The organism is Sulfurospirillum halorespirans DSM 13726 (assembly GCF_001723605.1).
In the GTDB taxonomy this organism is placed as follows: domain Bacteria; phylum Campylobacterota; class Campylobacteria; order Campylobacterales; family Sulfurospirillaceae; genus Sulfurospirillum; species Sulfurospirillum halorespirans.
On the sequence record NZ_CP017111.1, the window covers coordinates 2,537,531 to 2,552,431 of the forward strand.

19 protein-coding genes are annotated in these 14,901 nt (G+C 43.0%); 12 read left to right on the top strand and 7 right to left on the bottom strand.

Annotation, left to right across the window (positions count from 1 at the left end; all coding sequences use genetic code 11):
* Positions 1–45: 45 nt before the first annotated feature.
* Positions 46–1,011 carry a helix-turn-helix transcriptional regulator gene (locus SHALO_RS12730; protein ID WP_069478844.1) on the top strand — a complete coding sequence of 322 codons (966 nt, stop codon included), beginning with the start codon at positions 46–48 and terminating at the stop codon, positions 1,009–1,011.
* 10 nt (positions 1,012–1,021) lie between these two features.
* Entirely contained in the window at positions 1,022–1,978 is a 957-nt protein-coding gene (locus SHALO_RS12735; protein ID WP_069478845.1) for a helix-turn-helix transcriptional regulator, read from the top strand.
* A gap of 3 nt (positions 1,979–1,981) precedes the next feature.
* On the opposite strand, the gene SHALO_RS12740 is transcribed toward SHALO_RS12735, so the two are convergent.
* From SHALO_RS12740 to SHALO_RS12755, 4 genes are all read right to left on the bottom strand, one after another.
* Positions 1,982–3,667 carry a sensor domain-containing diguanylate cyclase gene (locus SHALO_RS12740; RefSeq protein ID WP_069478846.1) on the bottom strand — a complete coding sequence of 562 codons (1,686 nt, stop codon included), beginning with the start codon at positions 3,665–3,667 and terminating at the stop codon, positions 1,982–1,984.
* Entirely contained in the window at positions 3,664–4,479 is an 816-nt protein-coding gene (locus SHALO_RS12745; protein WP_069478847.1) for a hypothetical protein, read from the bottom strand. The genes SHALO_RS12740 and SHALO_RS12745 overlap by 4 nt, the downstream gene beginning before the upstream one ends.
* 15 nt (positions 4,480–4,494) lie before the next feature.
* On the bottom strand, positions 4,495–5,238 hold the full coding sequence (locus SHALO_RS12750; protein ID WP_069478848.1) for an EAL domain-containing protein: 744 nt from the start codon (positions 5,236–5,238) through the stop codon (positions 4,495–4,497).
* A gap of 64 nt (positions 5,239–5,302) precedes the next feature.
* Positions 5,303–5,614 (bottom strand): DUF2325 domain-containing protein, encoded by a 312-nt coding sequence (locus tag SHALO_RS12755; protein WP_069478849.1) that lies wholly within the window; start codon positions 5,612–5,614, stop codon positions 5,303–5,305.
* A gap of 158 nt (positions 5,615–5,772) precedes the next feature.
* Between SHALO_RS12755 and phnD the strand changes: the two genes are divergently transcribed.
* The 10 genes from phnD to SHALO_RS12805 all read left to right on the top strand — a co-directional run bounded on the left by phnD (position 5,773) and on the right by SHALO_RS12805 (position 13,710).
* Positions 5,773–6,720, top strand: a complete 948-nt coding sequence (phnD, locus tag SHALO_RS12760; protein WP_069478850.1) for a phosphate/phosphite/phosphonate ABC transporter substrate-binding protein — start codon at positions 5,773–5,775, stop codon at positions 6,718–6,720.
* Between the two features lie 8 nt (positions 6,721–6,728).
* Positions 6,729–7,553: a phosphonate ABC transporter ATP-binding protein gene (phnC, locus tag SHALO_RS12765; protein WP_069478851.1), complete on the top strand. Its 825-nt coding sequence runs from the start codon at positions 6,729–6,731 to the stop codon at positions 7,551–7,553.
* Complete coding sequence (gene phnE, locus SHALO_RS12770) at positions 7,550–8,341, top strand: phosphonate ABC transporter, permease protein PhnE (RefSeq protein ID WP_069478852.1); 792 nt, start codon at positions 7,550–7,552, stop codon at positions 8,339–8,341. The genes phnC and phnE (SHALO_RS12770) overlap by 4 nt, the downstream gene beginning before the upstream one ends.
* Positions 8,329–9,144, top strand: a complete 816-nt coding sequence (gene phnE, locus SHALO_RS12775) for a phosphonate ABC transporter, permease protein PhnE (protein ID WP_069478853.1) — start codon at positions 8,329–8,331, stop codon at positions 9,142–9,144. Before phnE (SHALO_RS12770) ends, phnE (SHALO_RS12775) begins: the two co-directional genes overlap by 13 nt.
* Complete coding sequence (locus tag SHALO_RS12780; protein ID WP_069478854.1) at positions 9,144–10,064, top strand: HAD-IIA family hydrolase; 921 nt, start codon at positions 9,144–9,146, stop codon at positions 10,062–10,064. Before phnE (SHALO_RS12775) ends, SHALO_RS12780 begins: the two co-directional genes overlap by 1 nt.
* A 43-nt stretch (positions 10,065–10,107) precedes the next feature.
* Positions 10,108–10,434 (top strand): YnfA family protein, encoded by a 327-nt coding sequence (locus SHALO_RS12785; protein WP_069478855.1) that lies wholly within the window; start codon positions 10,108–10,110, stop codon positions 10,432–10,434.
* Between the two features lie 67 nt (positions 10,435–10,501).
* Positions 10,502–11,008 (top strand): DUF1007 family protein, encoded by a 507-nt coding sequence (locus SHALO_RS12790; RefSeq protein ID WP_069478856.1) that lies wholly within the window; start codon positions 10,502–10,504, stop codon positions 11,006–11,008.
* Positions 11,005–11,754 (top strand): nickel/cobalt transporter, encoded by a 750-nt coding sequence (locus SHALO_RS12795; protein WP_069478857.1) that lies wholly within the window; start codon positions 11,005–11,007, stop codon positions 11,752–11,754. The genes SHALO_RS12790 and SHALO_RS12795 overlap by 4 nt, the downstream gene beginning before the upstream one ends.
* A gap of 3 nt (positions 11,755–11,757) precedes the next feature.
* Positions 11,758–13,185, top strand: a complete 1,428-nt coding sequence (locus tag SHALO_RS12800; RefSeq protein ID WP_069478858.1) for a nickel/cobalt transporter — start codon at positions 11,758–11,760, stop codon at positions 13,183–13,185.
* A gap of 9 nt (positions 13,186–13,194) precedes the next feature.
* Positions 13,195–13,710 (top strand): DUF1007 family protein, encoded by a 516-nt coding sequence (locus SHALO_RS12805; protein ID WP_069478859.1) that lies wholly within the window; start codon positions 13,195–13,197, stop codon positions 13,708–13,710.
* A gap of 31 nt (positions 13,711–13,741) precedes the next feature.
* Here the strand turns inward: SHALO_RS12805 and SHALO_RS15660 are convergent, their stop codons facing one another.
* The 3 genes from SHALO_RS15660 to SHALO_RS12815 are packed head-to-tail and all read right to left on the bottom strand — an operon-like array spanning position 13,742 to position 14,850.
* Complete coding sequence (locus tag SHALO_RS15660; protein ID WP_274532260.1) at positions 13,742–13,876, bottom strand: hypothetical protein; 135 nt, start codon at positions 13,874–13,876, stop codon at positions 13,742–13,744.
* The gene (locus tag SHALO_RS12810; RefSeq protein ID WP_069478860.1) at positions 13,873–14,379 is read right to left on the bottom strand and encodes a flavodoxin; all 507 of its coding nucleotides are present in this window, start codon (positions 14,377–14,379) and stop codon (positions 13,873–13,875) included. The genes SHALO_RS15660 and SHALO_RS12810 overlap by 4 nt, the downstream gene beginning before the upstream one ends.
* A 24-nt stretch (positions 14,380–14,403) precedes the next feature.
* Complete coding sequence (locus SHALO_RS12815) at positions 14,404–14,850, bottom strand: hypothetical protein (protein WP_069478861.1); 447 nt, start codon at positions 14,848–14,850, stop codon at positions 14,404–14,406.
* Positions 14,851–14,901: the final 51 nt, after the last annotated feature.

Sequence of the window (14,901 nt, forward strand, 5' to 3'; positions counted from 1 at the left end):
TATGTTATTTATGCCAAAGCAACATTTTTTTATGAGGAAACCATCATGTGCAATACAATTGACCTACAATCGCTTGATTTGCTCAATCCAAAAAATGCGAACCAAGATAAAACAGCTTTGTTGCAACCGTATGCAAAAGGAAATATTCATCCTATTATTCTCGGCGAAGGCATCATGTTGTGCCATTTTGACCTCACCGCTAAAGAAAACTTAACACTCAACAACCAATTCGAGCAGCCTCTTTTGATGTTTGCAACCTTTACGCAAGGAGGCATTGCGTATGAACACCGTGATTTTCACCTGAAACAAACGTTCCAAACAAACCGTCTTTACACCGTACTCTTAAACCGAGAAAATGGGCAAAGTTATTACAAAAAAGATCTAGCAACCCGTTCGTTTAACCTTGTCATCTCTCCATCTTTTTTGCAACAAACACTGGATGATACCCACCATCCTTTGTCAAAACTTCTCGATACGTTGGAGCAAAAACCCCTTTTTAATATCCTGCAAGAAGCACCGTTGAGTCAAAATGCTCGCTACAGCATCGAGATGCTAAGCCATTTGGATCTTCGCGAACCCATGAACCTTTTTTACCTCAAATCCAAAGTTTATGAACTGTTACACGATTGGCTTTGGGCGTTGCATCAAAACACAACATCCCAAAAATCTCTGCCAGAACTCGAACGCTTTTACATGAACAAAGTAGCAGCGTATGTTCAAGAACATCTCTTAGAACCGCTCACCCTTGAACAGCTTTCACGCGTTGCTAAAACCAACAGTTCAAAACTGCAACGCAGCTTCAAACAGCTCTTTGGTCAGAGCCTTTTCACCTACATCTGCCAACAACGCCTCCAGCATGCCAAGGCCCTACTTGAAACTCAAGAGATGCGCGTTGATGAAGTAGCAAAAGCTGTCGGATACGCACACCAAAGCAACTTCTCAACGGCATTTACCAAATATTTTGGCTACGCACCCAAAAGCGTTTTACACCACAAAACATTTTACATGTAAAGGATTTAGAGTGGCTATCACCCTCTCGTGCGACGACTTTTTTGAAGCGATGCCAGAGCTTTTCAGTGCGCAAAGCCCCAGGACGTTTGGGCAAACGGCGCTTCTACAAGCGTATGGAAATGTCACTTTAACGCATTTCAACACAGGCAATGGCATTGCATATGGTGCGTTTGAAGGCATGTTTCATGAGGAGATGCACCTTCAATCTTTGGAAATGAAGGAGCAATCGTTTCTCTATTTTAACCTTGGCGATGACTTATGTTTCAAATCGATCAATGACAAAAAAGCGTTTTCAATGCGTCAAAACAGCATGATTCAAGGCACGATTCATGAAGGATTGCACTCATTGGGTATTTATGAAAAACAGAAGCGCTATTCGTGCCACACGCTCATTGTTGATAAAGCACTATTGGATTCTCTGCACACCTATGAAACTTCGCTAACACCAGGCTACTTTCAAATAAACACGTATCAAAACATGGCACAGAATCAACGTGTTTTACTGGAGCATATCCTGAAGCAAAAAGAGCTTTTAGGTCCTTTGCAAGAGCTCTATTTGGAGTCAAAACTACTCGAACTGGTCTACCAAACGTTCCACAACACTTCAGTGCATGTCTGCACCAAACTGTGCCAAGATGACTGCAAATCCCTTCATAAAGCGGAGCAGATTTTACTTGGCAATCTTTCCAACCCACCTTCACTTAAAGCGCTCTCACATCAGTGTGCCATCAACGAATTTAAGCTCAAACAGGGATTTAAAGAGCTTTTTGGAACCACGGTTTATGGCTTAGTGCATATCAAACGGTTGGAAAAAGCCAAAGAACTTTTGGAAAAGCAGGAGATTTCGGTGCAAGAAGCGGCTTTACATGTAGGCTATAAAAGCCTCAGCCATTTTAGTAAAGCCTTTAAAGAGCGCTATGGCATCTTTCCTTCCGAGCTTAAAAAAGAGCGTAAATATTACCGTTAATCTTTACGAGACAACACTCTGATTTCGTCCTTTTCGTTTGGCTTCGTAAAGATTTTGGTCGGCTTTTTCGTAGAGGCTCTCAAAGGTGGCTCCCATTTTATTGAAAACACCACCGATGCTAACGGTGAGCGAAAAGGACTCGCCCTGCGTGCCTTGCAGAGACAAAGCTTCTACTTTGGTGCGAAATTTTTCTGCACTGTGTTGGAGCTGTTCGAGCGTTTCGCATGAGAGAATCATCACAAACTCTTCGCCACCGATTCGCCCGATCACGTCTGTTCCACGTGCATTGAGGGTTAAGACATTGGAAAACGCCTTCAAAACTTCATCGCCAATGGGATGTCCGTACGTGTCATTGACGCGCTTGAAATGATCCAGATCAAACAGCAAAAGTCCTTGCACGTGGGAATGAAACTTCTCTTCAAGCAGTGTTAAGATGCCACTACGATTGAGAAGTGAGGTCAAAGGATCGAGCATCGCCTTTTTTTGAAGTGTTTGGAGCTGTTCGTTGAAACTCGAAACATCCGTCAGCGTAATGAGGCGTTTATTTTGAAAGAGCGGTTTGGTGTTGATGATGAAGAAAAAAGGGCGCTCCAAGAGGCTAATCTTAATCGTTTCATGATTTTGAGCATGTAACAATGGGGCAAACAGCGCTTCTTGCTGCGTGCTAAGGCGCTCTTGGGCGCTTCCAAATATCTTTTTAAACGCGTCATTGACTTTGAGAATTTTTTCATGGTCAATGACCAAGAGCGCGTGTTGCCATGAGTCGATAATCGTTTGTAAAAAATTGCGCTCCTCTTCCAAGAGTGCTTCTTTCGCTCCCAGCTCTTTTTTCTGGTATGTTTCAATCTCGCCAAGCATGGCATTGATCCACAAAACCATCGTTCCAAGCTCATCATTGCTTTTACATGTAATCCTTAAACTCATATTATTGGGGCTGGATTTGAGGGTTTGAATCTGCTGTGAAATATGCCGAATGGTTGAGAGCACTAAGCGATCCAGTAGGACGTAAAAAAGAGCCAAAATAATCGCTAAAATCGAGATGAAATAAGCCATACTTTTGTACAAATCCTCTTTCATAAAAGCAAAAATACCACGATCAAACGTCACTTTTACGTAGAGCGATGCGGTAAAAGGGATGTAAATATCGGTAAAACTACCACTTTTATGCGTTAAATAACGCTGCTCACGGTCTTCAAAAAAGAGCGTTGATGAGGGCAAAGAGAGTGACGCATCCAATGGGACAAATTGCACACTTCCTTGAAGAAATTCGCTAAAGCGTTTGGCTAACACCTCATCCACAAAAAAGATTTTGCCGCCATAAAGCGGTGCCTGGGCTGATCCAATGAGGGTAAAAAGGGCGTATTTTCTCGTGTCATTGTGAACATTAAGCAGCGCAAAAGGTTCTTTTTGAAGCGTAGAAACCAGTAAGTCTGTGTCGATGTCCATCGCTTCGTTGCTCTGTTTTGAATCAATCACCACATCCAAGTGAGCGGTCGTACTATTTTTAAGATCAACCTTCTTTTCATCCCAAAACTCTTTTAACATGTAAAACGCGCGAAACGCTTCATTGCGTGCCCACATCTGTTCAAGATTGTTGTATTTCTCGATGTTTTGCGCTAAAAAGATCAGCAGTAATGCGAGCAAAGGAAGGGCAATCGCGACAATCAACCATAATGCCTTTTTTCTCAATCCCTATTCCTCTGCTTTTTCAGCAAAAACCATCCACCCGTGGGAATCAGCAAAACAAGAGCACTCATCAGCCATTGCAGTAACGGAATGCGCTTTTGGTGAGAAACGCTGCGTGTTGAAGAGAGCTCTTTGGGCGTCAGCAAGGAAGAGAGCTCCTTCAAATCAGCCTCAATCTCGTGGGTGTAATTCACAAGCGTTGCGGTGGTTTCACCTTTTTTCATCATCTCGGAGAGCACTCTAAAACGCTGTTCTGCTTTGAGCTTACGATCTTCATTCAGCGCTAAAATCGCCTCTTCCATACCGCTATTTTCAAAAATATCAAAATAGATTGATTGCACTTTGGAGGTCGCTTGTTTTAGCTCTTTGTGTTGATACAGCGCAATAGCACTCAAAAGAGCCTCGTTAATCTCTTGCGTCACCAGATGCCAATTTTTGACCGACGCGCGTTTTGTAAGCGGTGAAAGTGCGGGTAAAATGAGACGAATGCTCTCTTGTAAAGTCTGCATTTCAGCGCCAATAAGATTCAGTTGATGCGGCTTTTCTATCAGCAGTTCTAGGTTTAAAAACTTCTCTTCGATGGCATTTGCCTCTTCAAAAGAGCGCTCTTTTTCGATTTGGCTTTTAAGCCCAGAATTACGGTAACCATGGTAGAGGGCAAATTTAAGCTCCTCTTTGGCATGTTTGCTGTCGCCTATTTTATATAGATTGAGTGCTTTTTCGAGATCATTTTGAATAAGCTCCATCACAAAATCATTGGAAGATGCGTGCAAGAATGTCATGAAAAAAACAAGCAATAAAAACAGTTTTTGCATGAGCGTTTAACCTTTTTAGGAGCGTTTTTGGCTACTGATATTTAAGTGTTTAAAGATGTACCCTTGTACAAAATCAACCCCCAATGCCCTAGCCATCGTAAAATCCTCTTCTTTCTCAACCCCTTCTAGGATGCTTTTTTTACCCTGCGCTTTTGCAAAGCTCAAAAACCCTTTGAGGATCTCTTGGTAATCCACGCACGCCTTGATTTTTAAAAGCCATGTCCGATCAAATTTTAAAAACTGCGCACGCTTCGTTAAATCAAAGCAAAAAGGCTTTTGATCGTTGCCAATGTCATCTTGTGCGATGGGAATGCCACTTTTTTGAATCTCATCCAAGCAATACGACAGAAGTGAAACCTGCATATCGCCCGTATTTTCAGTCACTTCGATGCAGAGATTTTGAATATCGCGAAAGAGCGTATGCCAATACCGAATCTTATCGCTATCGCTGAAATTATGAGGGTCAATGTTGACAAAAAGCATACCCTCACGAGGGCGATGCGCTAGTTGCATGATTTTAAGCGCCCGCTCCAAATGAAAGAAAAGTTCGTTCTCTTTGTGCGCAATCTCTAAAATAGGCATGGGAGGAATCTGCTTGCCATTGATGACAAAACGGGCGAGTGCTTCATAGCCGAAAATATCGCCATTGTTCATATCGATAATGGGTTCATATTCGACCCAAAAACTCTGCGTATCGATAATTTTGCAGATGTCATCGTAATTGAGAAGATGCTCATGCGAGAGGGTTGGAAGAGACATATCAAAAACCTTTAGTAGCGAAACGTAAGGTCATAATGCACGTTATGACCTTACATGTAAACGCTTATTTTTCTAAAATACAACCGCCGTTTGGATTGTATTTTTTACAGAGTTCACAAAAAACTGAGCTTTCACTTCGTTTCGCGCAGATAAACTCTATCGCTTTACGCTTGGCTTCATTTTTGAACTTATTCATCGCGTTGTGATTTAAAAAGTTGGTAAGCATGATCACCAAGGTGACATCCTGAGGAATCTCTTTTTTAACCACGGAAGGGTTTCGCGCATCCCAATGCGTGACTTTCTCAAAAGAGAAATCTTGCAAAACAGACGTTATTGAATCAATTTTATCTCCACCTATGACAAGAACCGCTGACATAACTTCTCCTTTTTGATAATTGTTATTAAAATAATAGACTAATAAAGCTTAATTTTACATAACTTTGAGATTTATTATCATTATTTCTATGTAATCATTTTGTAATGCACCCGTAGTAAAGTAATTTCTATATTTTTTAAAACAAGGAGTGTTCTATTATGAGACGTTTTATGCACCTAATTTTAGCATCAGTACTATGTTCGAGCCTAGCATGGGCAGAGTTTAAACTGGATTCGCGTTATGAAGATAAAGACGGAGACATGGTAGCCGACACTCCCAAAGAAGCTTCAAAACTCATAGATCCCTCCACACTGATTTTTGCGTATACACCTGTGGAAGACCCTGCTGTTTATGTTGAAGTATGGGCGGAGTTTTTAAAGCATATGGAAAAAGTGACCGGCAAAAAAGTCCAATTTTTTCCCGTTCAGTCTAATGCGGCACAAATCGAAGCGATGCGAGCAGGACGCTTACATGTAGCAGGATTTAACACAGGTTCTAACCCCATTGCCGTTGCGTGCGCAGGGTTCAAACCTTTTACAATGATGGCAGCCAATGACAACTCTTACGGTTACGAGATGGAAATCATTACCTATCCAGGATCGGGCATTACAAAAGTGGAAGATATTAAAGGTAAAAAACTCGCCTTTACATCTCAAACCTCTAACTCAGGCTATAAAGCACCCTCAGCAATTCTAAAAGCGGAATTTCATATGGAAGCAGAAAAAGATTTTGAACCCGTTTTTTCAGGCAAACATGACAATTCCATCTTGGGTGTTGCCAATAAAGATTATCCAGCTGCATCGATTGCCAACTCTGTTTTGGTGCGTATGCTAGAGCGAAATGTGATTAAAAAAGAGCAACTCGTGAGCATCTACAAATCTCAAACTTTTCCAACTACGGGTTATGGTATGGCGTATAATTTAAAACCTGAATTGCAAGAGAAAATCAAAGAAGCCTTTTTTACCTTTGACTGGAAAGGTACCAAACTCGAAAAAGAGTTCGCCAGTGCCAACCAAACAAAATTTATGCCTATCACATTTAAAGAGCATTGGGACGTCGTTCGTAAAATTGATGACGCCATGGGTGTTAGTTACACGTGCAAATAAGGTAAGGTATGTTATCTATTCAGCATCTTAGCAAGTCATACAAAGACACTCGTCTTGTTTTAAATGATGTCAGTTTTGACGTTCAAAAAGGAGAGATCATAGGACTCATTGGCCCCTCAGGGGCAGGTAAATCCACACTAATTCGGTGTATTAACCGTTTGATAGAACCCACAAGTGGTTCTATTACGCTTGAGGGCATTGAACTCTCGCACCTTTCTTCGTCTAGACTGCGTGAACAGCGCCGTCGTATCGGGATGATTTTTCAAGAATACGCGTTGGTCGAACGCCTCAGCGTCATGGAAAACGTTCTTTCTGGAACACTGGGCTATGTCCCTTTTTGGCGCTCCTTTTTTTGTAAATTTCCGCAAGAAAAGATCGAAAAAGCCTTTGGATATTTAGGACGTGTTGGACTCATGGATCATGTAAACAAACGTGCCGATGAACTTAGTGGTGGGCAAAAACAGCGTGTTGGTATTGCGCGAGCACTTGCGCAAGAACCTTCTTTACTGCTGATTGACGAACCCACTGCAAGCTTAGATCCTAAGACCTCACGGCAAATCATGCGCCTCATTAAAGAGATCTGCAAAGAGCAACAGTTGCCTGCTATCATCAACATTCACGACGTTCTTTTGGCACAAACCTTTGTTGATCGCATCATCGGACTCAATGAAGGAAAAATCGTCTTTGATGGAAGTCCTAGTGAGCTCAATGAAGCGGTTTTAACAACAATTTATGGCAAAGAGGAGTGGCAAACAGCGCCCCAAGAGAAAGAGGCGACGGTAGCCACTCTTACCCCTGAGAGTATCGCGGTTAAATTAGAGCTTGCCGTATGATGCGTGCATGGCATCGACCGCATTATATTATTCCTCAAGCAAAGTGGCGCTGGCTTCTTTGGGCATGTTTTATTCTCTATCTCATTGTGGCGACGGGAAGTATTGATCTTCATTGGAGTCGTGTATTAGAGGGTTTTGAGCGGGGTTGGCGTTTTGTCCATGCTTTTTTGCATCCCAATTTCACCACACGTTGGAGCGACATTCAATCGGGCATGATTGAGAGCCTTACGATGAGCCTGACTTCGACATTTGTGGGTATTTTGCTCTCCATCCCTGTGGGAATCGGGGCGGCATCTAACATCAGCACGAAAAGCATTTATGCCCTATGTCGTTTTTTTATCAGCATTTCTCGATCCATGCAAGAGGTGATTGTTGCCATCTTTTTGGTTGCGTTATTTGGATTTGGCACCTTTGCAGGCTTTTTAACACTGACGTTTGCCACCATAGGTTTTTTAGCAAAACTGCTGGCAGAAGAGATTGAAGGCATTCACAAAGCGCCACTGGAAGCCATTCGTGCGACAGGAGCTTCATGGTTACAAACCTTACATTATGCGATTATGCCGCAAATCATGCCACGTTTAGTTGGGTTATGGCTTTACCGATTCGATATTAATTTCAGAGAATCCGCTGTGATTGGCATTGTCGGAGCAGGCGGCATTGGCGCAACGCTCAATACGGCGATTGAACGCTACGAATATGACTCAGCGGCGGCGGTTTTATTGCTGATTATTGCTATTGTTTTTTTATGCGAATATGTATCGGGGTACTTACGAAAATGGTTCATTTAACATCAGAAGAAGAGCTCATCTGGCAAAAACGTATGCGTTTAAAAGCGTGGTTGTGGTGGTTTGCTTGGCTTTTTTGTATTAGTTTTTTCATGATGTGTTGGCAGACAATGACACGCGATACGATGTGGGTTTTTATTTACGATGCGCCAACCCAAGCGTATGACCTGCTTGATCGTATGTTTCCGCCACGATGGAGTTATCTTCCAACACTGCTCAAACCGCTGTGGGATACGCTCAATATCGCAACGATAGGAACACTGATAGGCATCATCCTCGCCTTTCCCATCGCTTTTTTAGCCGCACGCACCACAACGCCTTCCGTGCTTTTTGTGCGTCCCATTGCGCTGTTTATTATTGTCGCTTCACGCTCCATTAACTCGTTGATTTGGGCGCTTTTACTGGTAGCGATTTTAGGTCCTGGGCTTTTGGCGGGTATTATCGCCATTGCATTTCGTTCCATTGGGTTTGTCGCTAAACTGCTTTATGAAGCCATCGAAGAGGTCGATCAAACGCCTGTTGAAGCCCTCAGCGCAACCGGGGCAAGTACGCTTCAGGTCATTGATTATGCGATTGTGCCACAAATATTGCCAAGCTTCATCGGGATTTCCCTCTTTCGTTGGGACATTAATATTCGTGAATCCACAATTTTAGGGCTCGTCGGAGCAGGAGGCATTGGCTTGGAACTGCAAGCTTCATTGAGTATTTTGGCATGGCCGCAAGTGATTTTAATCGTTCTTTTGATTTTTGCCACCGTCATTTTTTCCGAAGCACTCTCCGCTAAAATCAGGCAAGCGATTCTGTGATGCTGGCTTTAGAAACCCAAAAGGCATTTGATGCCTACGAATCCATTCGCCATCGCCTTCCTTCTGCTTCGTTTCCCAAAAACGCCACAACGCTGTCTCATGTCGAAATACTGTTTGAGCATGTTGATGGTTTTTTCCTCGATGCATTTGGGGTTTTAAACGTTGGAACGGGCGCGATTGAAGGAGCAAAAAAGTTCATCGAAACCTTGCATAAAGCCAAAAAGCCCTTTTTTATTCTCTCCAATTCTGCCTCAATGCCCAAAGCGTATCTTCTCGCTTTTTTTCACAGCGTGGGACTTCCTTTTGATGCGTCGCAAGTGATTACCAGTCGGGAGGTGCTTTGGCGGGTATTTGATCCACATAGTAAGCCTTCATGGGGCGTGATCGCACAGCAAGAACAAGCACTGGAGCAGACGTTTTCTCATGCCTTTGCTCCCGATGAGGCGTTTTGGAACAGTGACGCATTCCTCTTTTTAGGCAGTGTTTCATGGAACGAAACGCTGCAAAAACGCTGGATTGAAAGCTTACATGTAAAGGCAAAACCTATCTGGATTGCCAACCCAGACATCACCGCGCCAAGAGGTGAAGGCATCTACTCGAAAGAGCCTGGTTTTTACACGCTCTTAAGCGATGATGCGTTGTTTGAGCAGATGTCCTTTGTGGGCAAACCTTTTAACACTATTTTTGAATATGCCTTGCAAAGAGCCCATCAAGAATGGGGCATTTCCAAAGAGCGCATTCTCATGGTCGGCGACACGCTTCACACGGATATTTTAGGCGGATGCGCAGCAGGTGTCAAAACAATGCTTCTGGAAGATTACGGTTTTTTTGCCCATCAAAATGTCGATCCCTTTATCGATCAAAGTGGCATAATACCTCATTTTCGCCTAAAAAACTACGAAACGCTCTTTCATTCTTAGATCAGTTTTGTTGGGTATACTCTTATTTAAAAAGAGGATGACAATGGAATATCTCAAATCGTTGGGCTATTTTCTGCTAGCAGGACTGTTTGAAATTGGTGGCGGTTATCTCATCTGGCTTTGGCTTAGAGAAGGAAAAGGGATTGTTTATGCGCTGTTTGGTGCCATTATTTTAGTGCTTTACGGTGTCATTCCAACCTTGCAACCTGCTAGTTTTGGACGTGTTTATGCCGCGTATGGCGGTGTTTTTATCGCACTTTCACTTCTGTGGGGATGGAAGGTTGAGGGCATTGTTCCTGATACCTACGATCTTATTGGGGGAGCCATCGCGCTATTGGGTGTGGGCATCATTATGTACGCACCTCGATAATTGCAACTTAGTTGTATTTACTTTTTTTAGCTACAATACTTTATATCCCTAGGTTAAGAGTATTTAAATGGTACGATTTTTTTTACTTCTTTTGTGTTTAATTTCCATTGGGAATGCACATCCTCACACATTCATTGATGTTTATTTAGAGATTTCGAAAAATGAACTAAAAATTAAATGGTTTTTTGATGAAATGACATCTGGAGCTTTAATAGAGGATTTTGATTTAAACCATAATAAATCTTTCGATGATAAAGAAACTGCACTCTTTAAAAATGAAGTTTTTAATCCTCTTCAAAAGTTTTCTTTTTTTACAAACCTCAAAGTTGCAAAGAAAAAAATCATTTTTTCTCCTAAAAATCTTCAACTCTCACAAGTTGGAAACACTTTTGTGATAGAATTCTGCGTTGATTTAAAGCCATATGAACATCAAAAAAAATCCATTGGCTTTTGGGATGACTCTTTTTTATGTGCGCTATCGCTTGAAGCCGCGCATATTCACTCAACATTACACTATACCTTAAAAGTAGTTGATAACGCCTACTATTATGGGTACCTTTTGGAGCTACCATGACACTTTCATCCCTTGCCACCACCTTTGCCGAAGCCAATCGCTATTTCAATACCGAACTCTCCGCTCATTTTAGAGCGATTGATGAGGGAAACCTACTGCCGATGCTGCTTATTTTTGCCCTTTCATTTGGGTATGGCGTCGTGCATGCCATAGGACCAGGACATGGAAAAGCGCTCGTTGCAGGCTACCTTTTAGCCAATCCCACCAAACGCTCCCACGTCTTTCAAATAGGCTTTTTCATTGCCATCGTACATGCGCTCTCAGCCCTTATTGTGACACTTTCAGCGACCTATATCATCCAGATCAGCGCGATGAAACTCTTTCGTCAGGTCAATCCACCGCTGTTTCAGATCTCAGGTGGGCTCATCGTGCTGATGGGCTGTTGGCTTCTTTATGATGTGTGGCGCTCACGCACGATCACCAAAGAGAGCATTCGCCCACACAATAGCCGTTTTGGCGTGGTTCTTTTAGCAGGTGTCGTACCTTGTCCTGGCGTTATCACGCTCTGTTTTTTTGCGATCACGTTGGGGCACATCGGCATTGGCATCATCGCGGCTGTTTTTATGAGTCTAGGCATGGGACTGACCATCTCACTCGCAGGTCTAGTGGTGAACCGTTTTCAAAAAGTGCGTCCTATCGTTAAACATCCGCGCTGGTTTTGGGTTTTGCGCCTTGTGGGTGTTCTGTGTGTCATTGCCTTAGGCGTTTGGTTTTTAGCCAACCCCATGTCCACGAGGGCTTTTTAAATCATGTGCAAAAAATTTCTTTTCGCTTTTATGCTTCTAACCCTGCCCTATCAACTCTGTGCTTGTGCATTGTGCGCACTTTACACGCCTTCTGCCACGGTGGCTATTACGATGGAAGGCTCACCTTCAAAGATCATTTCGATCAGCTTTCTATGGAGTTTCAGCCAAGATTTCATTAACTCACTTTTAGAACGTTACGATGAAAACCACAATAAAAAACTTGACCCCAATGAGTTAGAGCGCATAAGGATCATCTTAGAAAACTACATTTCCAAGAAAAATTACCTCACCAGTATCGAATACGTGAGTGCAAAAGATGCTCAAGCACATGTTACAAAAATCCCTATAAAAGTGCTGCAAAGAGCGTTTTGGCAAGAAGGCAGTGCGCTCAATTTTCGCTTCACCACAGAGGTCAATCAAGCAGTAGCAAAGGGCGATGAGATTTCTTTTGTCATCGAAGATAAAGAGGAGTATTTCAAATTTTTAGTTCACAGCGTGACGCATACGATCGCAAAACCGTTTGCGATGGAATTCAACCTCTTTAACCACATCGCCTTTACCAAAATCACCGATGGCGAGCTCATCCAAAAGGATGCTCTTGCATCACCTCCTGCCAAAGCGATACCCTCACCAGCTGCATCGGTCGAACAACCCAAAGAGCTTCCGCCTTCACTCTCGTGGCTTCAATCGCGTTTAGCGCATCTGCAACAAAACATCCAAGAGGCGATGAACGCACTCAAAGAAAAAGGCACGTTTGCCGCTTACACGCTTTTTTTAGGTACTTCGTTTCTCTACGGACTACTTCATGCCGCAGGTCCTGGGCACGGCAAAGCGCTTGTAAGCTCGTACCTCTTTGCATCCAAACATCGCTACACCAAAGCGATCAGCATGGCCGCCCTCATTGGCATCGTGCATACCTTTGCGGCATTTATACTCACACTGGTCATTTACGCCCTCTTTGATCTCTTTTTTAACGCCTTTTTTACCGATGTCACCTACTATGCCACAAAACTCTCAGCGCTGATGATCATTGGCATTGCAGGCTATTTGAGCTGGCAGAAAATAAGAGCGTTGCAACGCACACCCAAAATCGTCGCTTTTTCTGCTCACCCGTTTACATGTAACTGTTCTGCCTGCTCACCAAAGTCCCAAAGTACCGACTGGGGCGTCGTTTTAAGCGCTGGAATCATCCCCTGCCCTGGCACCATCACGATCTTTATTTTTGCGCTGAATACGGGAGCCTATTTTTTAGGATTTATGGCGGCTCTTAGCATGAGTTTAGGCATGAGCAGTGTCATCGCACTCACCGCCATCGCTTCGGTCTTTACCCAAAATCGTTTTCAAACCAAAAGCCCTAAAATTCTCACCTACAGTGAGCCCATCAGCCTTTTGATTATGCTAAGCCTTGGCTTTATTCTACTGATCGCCTAAGGAGTTTTTGTGTTTTTCCGCCTACTTTTTTACGCCTGTTGTTTTGGCACATTTGTGTCCGCGCATCCGCATGTCTTTATCGAGACAAAAGTGGACGTTTTGCCTGAAAAAATCATCGTGACTTGGAGTTTTGATGAGATGAGTTCGGCGATGTTGATGGACGATTACGATAAAAACAAAAACAAAAAACTCGACCCTGACGAGGTTGCTTTTATGGAGAAAGATCACTTTAGAACGTTAGAGCCGTACAGTTATTTTATCCATATGTCCGATGGGAAAGATGAGTTTGATCTTAAACGGGTAGGCGAATTTAGCGCTTTGTTTGACGCGAAGAAGCTCATCTACACCTTTGCGATTCCCAAGCCAAAATTTAAAAAATACGAGCTTCGTTTTTACGATGCAGAGATGTATGTCGCGTTGATTTTAAAAAAAGAGTGGCTTACATGTAAAGAGCCCATGAAGTGTAAAATTGAAGGGTATGATGCGGATTTTTACTACGCGTATAAGGTGATGGTTCAAGAATAAGGAGAAGGCGAAGTGCCTTCTCCTCTAACATTTAGCAGGTGCATTTGCAAAAAAGCAGACGCTCTTTTGCATTTTTTGCACTGTTTTGCTCAGGTTTTTCGACATTTTTTGACTTTGGACTCGCCGCAGGATTTGGCTTAGTGTAAGCAATGTCACATGCACTCATGCACTCGCCTTCAACTCATCTTCCAACTGGGTGCACCATGACTCAATTCGACTTTTAGTGAGATCACTTTGATTGTCTTCATCGAGTGCAAGACCTATAAATTTACCATCAATGACCGAGTTTGAGCTCTCAAACGAATATCCATCAATCGACCATGAACCGATCACTTTCGCCCCTTTTTCGATCGCAGCATCGTAAATAAAGCGCATACCATTGACAAAATCACTGCCGTATCCCTCTTGATCACCCATACCAAACAGTGCAACGATTTTACCGCTCAGGTCGGCTGATTTAAGATGGCTTATAAAGCTCTCCCAATCGTCTTGCAAATCGCCATCGTACCATGTGGACGTGCCAAGAATAAGCATATCGTACTGGGCAAGTTCATCGCCACCGTTTAGTTTTCCTACATCGTAAAGATCCGCATTGAAACGTTTTTTGATTTGTGAAGCCGCATCGGCGGTATTGCCATTTGTACTTCCATAAAAGACCGCTGTTTTCATAAACTCATTTCTCCTTCGTAAGATTTAATAGATAGTATAAGGAACTAATTTAAGCGTATAGTCAAGCCCAAGCGCGTCCAGTTTTGGGCTACGCACAGGCACATGTTTTCTAAAATTGGCACTTCTAGGAAAAAGAAGATAGATATGTTTGCACTCTTGGGTTTCAAGCACATCAATCGCCCGACTGATCTCTTCGCACGCCTCGACATCGACGCGCCCTTCGATCATTTTCCATGTGGGGTACAGGTGTAGCGCCTCAGCACACTCCTCGCTTTGAATCACAATGCGAACGGCCTCTTGAACCACTGATTTGTCAGGATTTTGACGTTTCACACGGCTGAAAACGTGGTGCGTAAAGAGCTCGTAATTGTTGATCGTAAAATGAAGATCGGGATGTTTGGCAAGCAGTGCCAAATCTTCACTGTCAAAACGTTGGCTGATTTCGGTTAGGGTTGAATGCGCTTCGGACATCGATCACCTCTTTTTGTTTTTGAAATGATAACCGTTTTCAAATCATAAGTC

What these genes read in the sequence shown, in the direction of transcription:
- SHALO_RS12730 (WP_069478844.1), top strand. Translation starts at nt 46, where the DNA reads ATGTGCAATACAATTGACCTACAATCGCTTGATTTGCTCAATCCAAAA.
- SHALO_RS12745 (WP_069478847.1), bottom strand. Translation starts at nt 4,479, where the DNA reads ATGCAAAAACTGTTTTTATTGCTTGTTTTTTTCATGACATTCTTGCAC.
- SHALO_RS12750 (WP_069478848.1), bottom strand. Translation starts at nt 5,238, where the DNA reads ATGTCTCTTCCAACCCTCTCGCATGAGCATCTTCTCAATTACGATGAC.
- SHALO_RS12755 (WP_069478849.1), bottom strand. Translation starts at nt 5,614, where the DNA reads ATGTCAGCGGTTCTTGTCATAGGTGGAGATAAAATTGATTCAATAACG.
- phnD (WP_069478850.1), top strand. Translation starts at nt 5,773, where the DNA reads ATGAGACGTTTTATGCACCTAATTTTAGCATCAGTACTATGTTCGAGC.
- phnC (WP_069478851.1), top strand. Translation starts at nt 6,729, where the DNA reads ATGTTATCTATTCAGCATCTTAGCAAGTCATACAAAGACACTCGTCTT.
- phnE (WP_069478852.1), top strand. Translation starts at nt 7,550, where the DNA reads ATGATGCGTGCATGGCATCGACCGCATTATATTATTCCTCAAGCAAAG.
- phnE (WP_069478853.1), top strand. Translation starts at nt 8,329, where the DNA reads ATGGTTCATTTAACATCAGAAGAAGAGCTCATCTGGCAAAAACGTATG.
- SHALO_RS12780 (WP_069478854.1), top strand. Translation starts at nt 9,144, where the DNA reads ATGCTGGCTTTAGAAACCCAAAAGGCATTTGATGCCTACGAATCCATT.
- SHALO_RS12785 (WP_069478855.1), top strand. Translation starts at nt 10,108, where the DNA reads ATGGAATATCTCAAATCGTTGGGCTATTTTCTGCTAGCAGGACTGTTT.
- SHALO_RS12790 (WP_069478856.1), top strand. Translation starts at nt 10,502, where the DNA reads ATGGTACGATTTTTTTTACTTCTTTTGTGTTTAATTTCCATTGGGAAT.
- SHALO_RS12795 (WP_069478857.1), top strand. Translation starts at nt 11,005, where the DNA reads ATGACACTTTCATCCCTTGCCACCACCTTTGCCGAAGCCAATCGCTAT.
- SHALO_RS12800 (WP_069478858.1), top strand. Translation starts at nt 11,758, where the DNA reads ATGTGCAAAAAATTTCTTTTCGCTTTTATGCTTCTAACCCTGCCCTAT.
- SHALO_RS15660 (WP_274532260.1), bottom strand. Translation starts at nt 13,876, where the DNA reads ATGAGTGCATGTGACATTGCTTACACTAAGCCAAATCCTGCGGCGAGT.
- SHALO_RS12810 (WP_069478860.1), bottom strand. Translation starts at nt 14,379, where the DNA reads ATGAAAACAGCGGTCTTTTATGGAAGTACAAATGGCAATACCGCCGAT.
- SHALO_RS12815 (WP_069478861.1), bottom strand. Translation starts at nt 14,850, where the DNA reads ATGTCCGAAGCGCATTCAACCCTAACCGAAATCAGCCAACGTTTTGAC.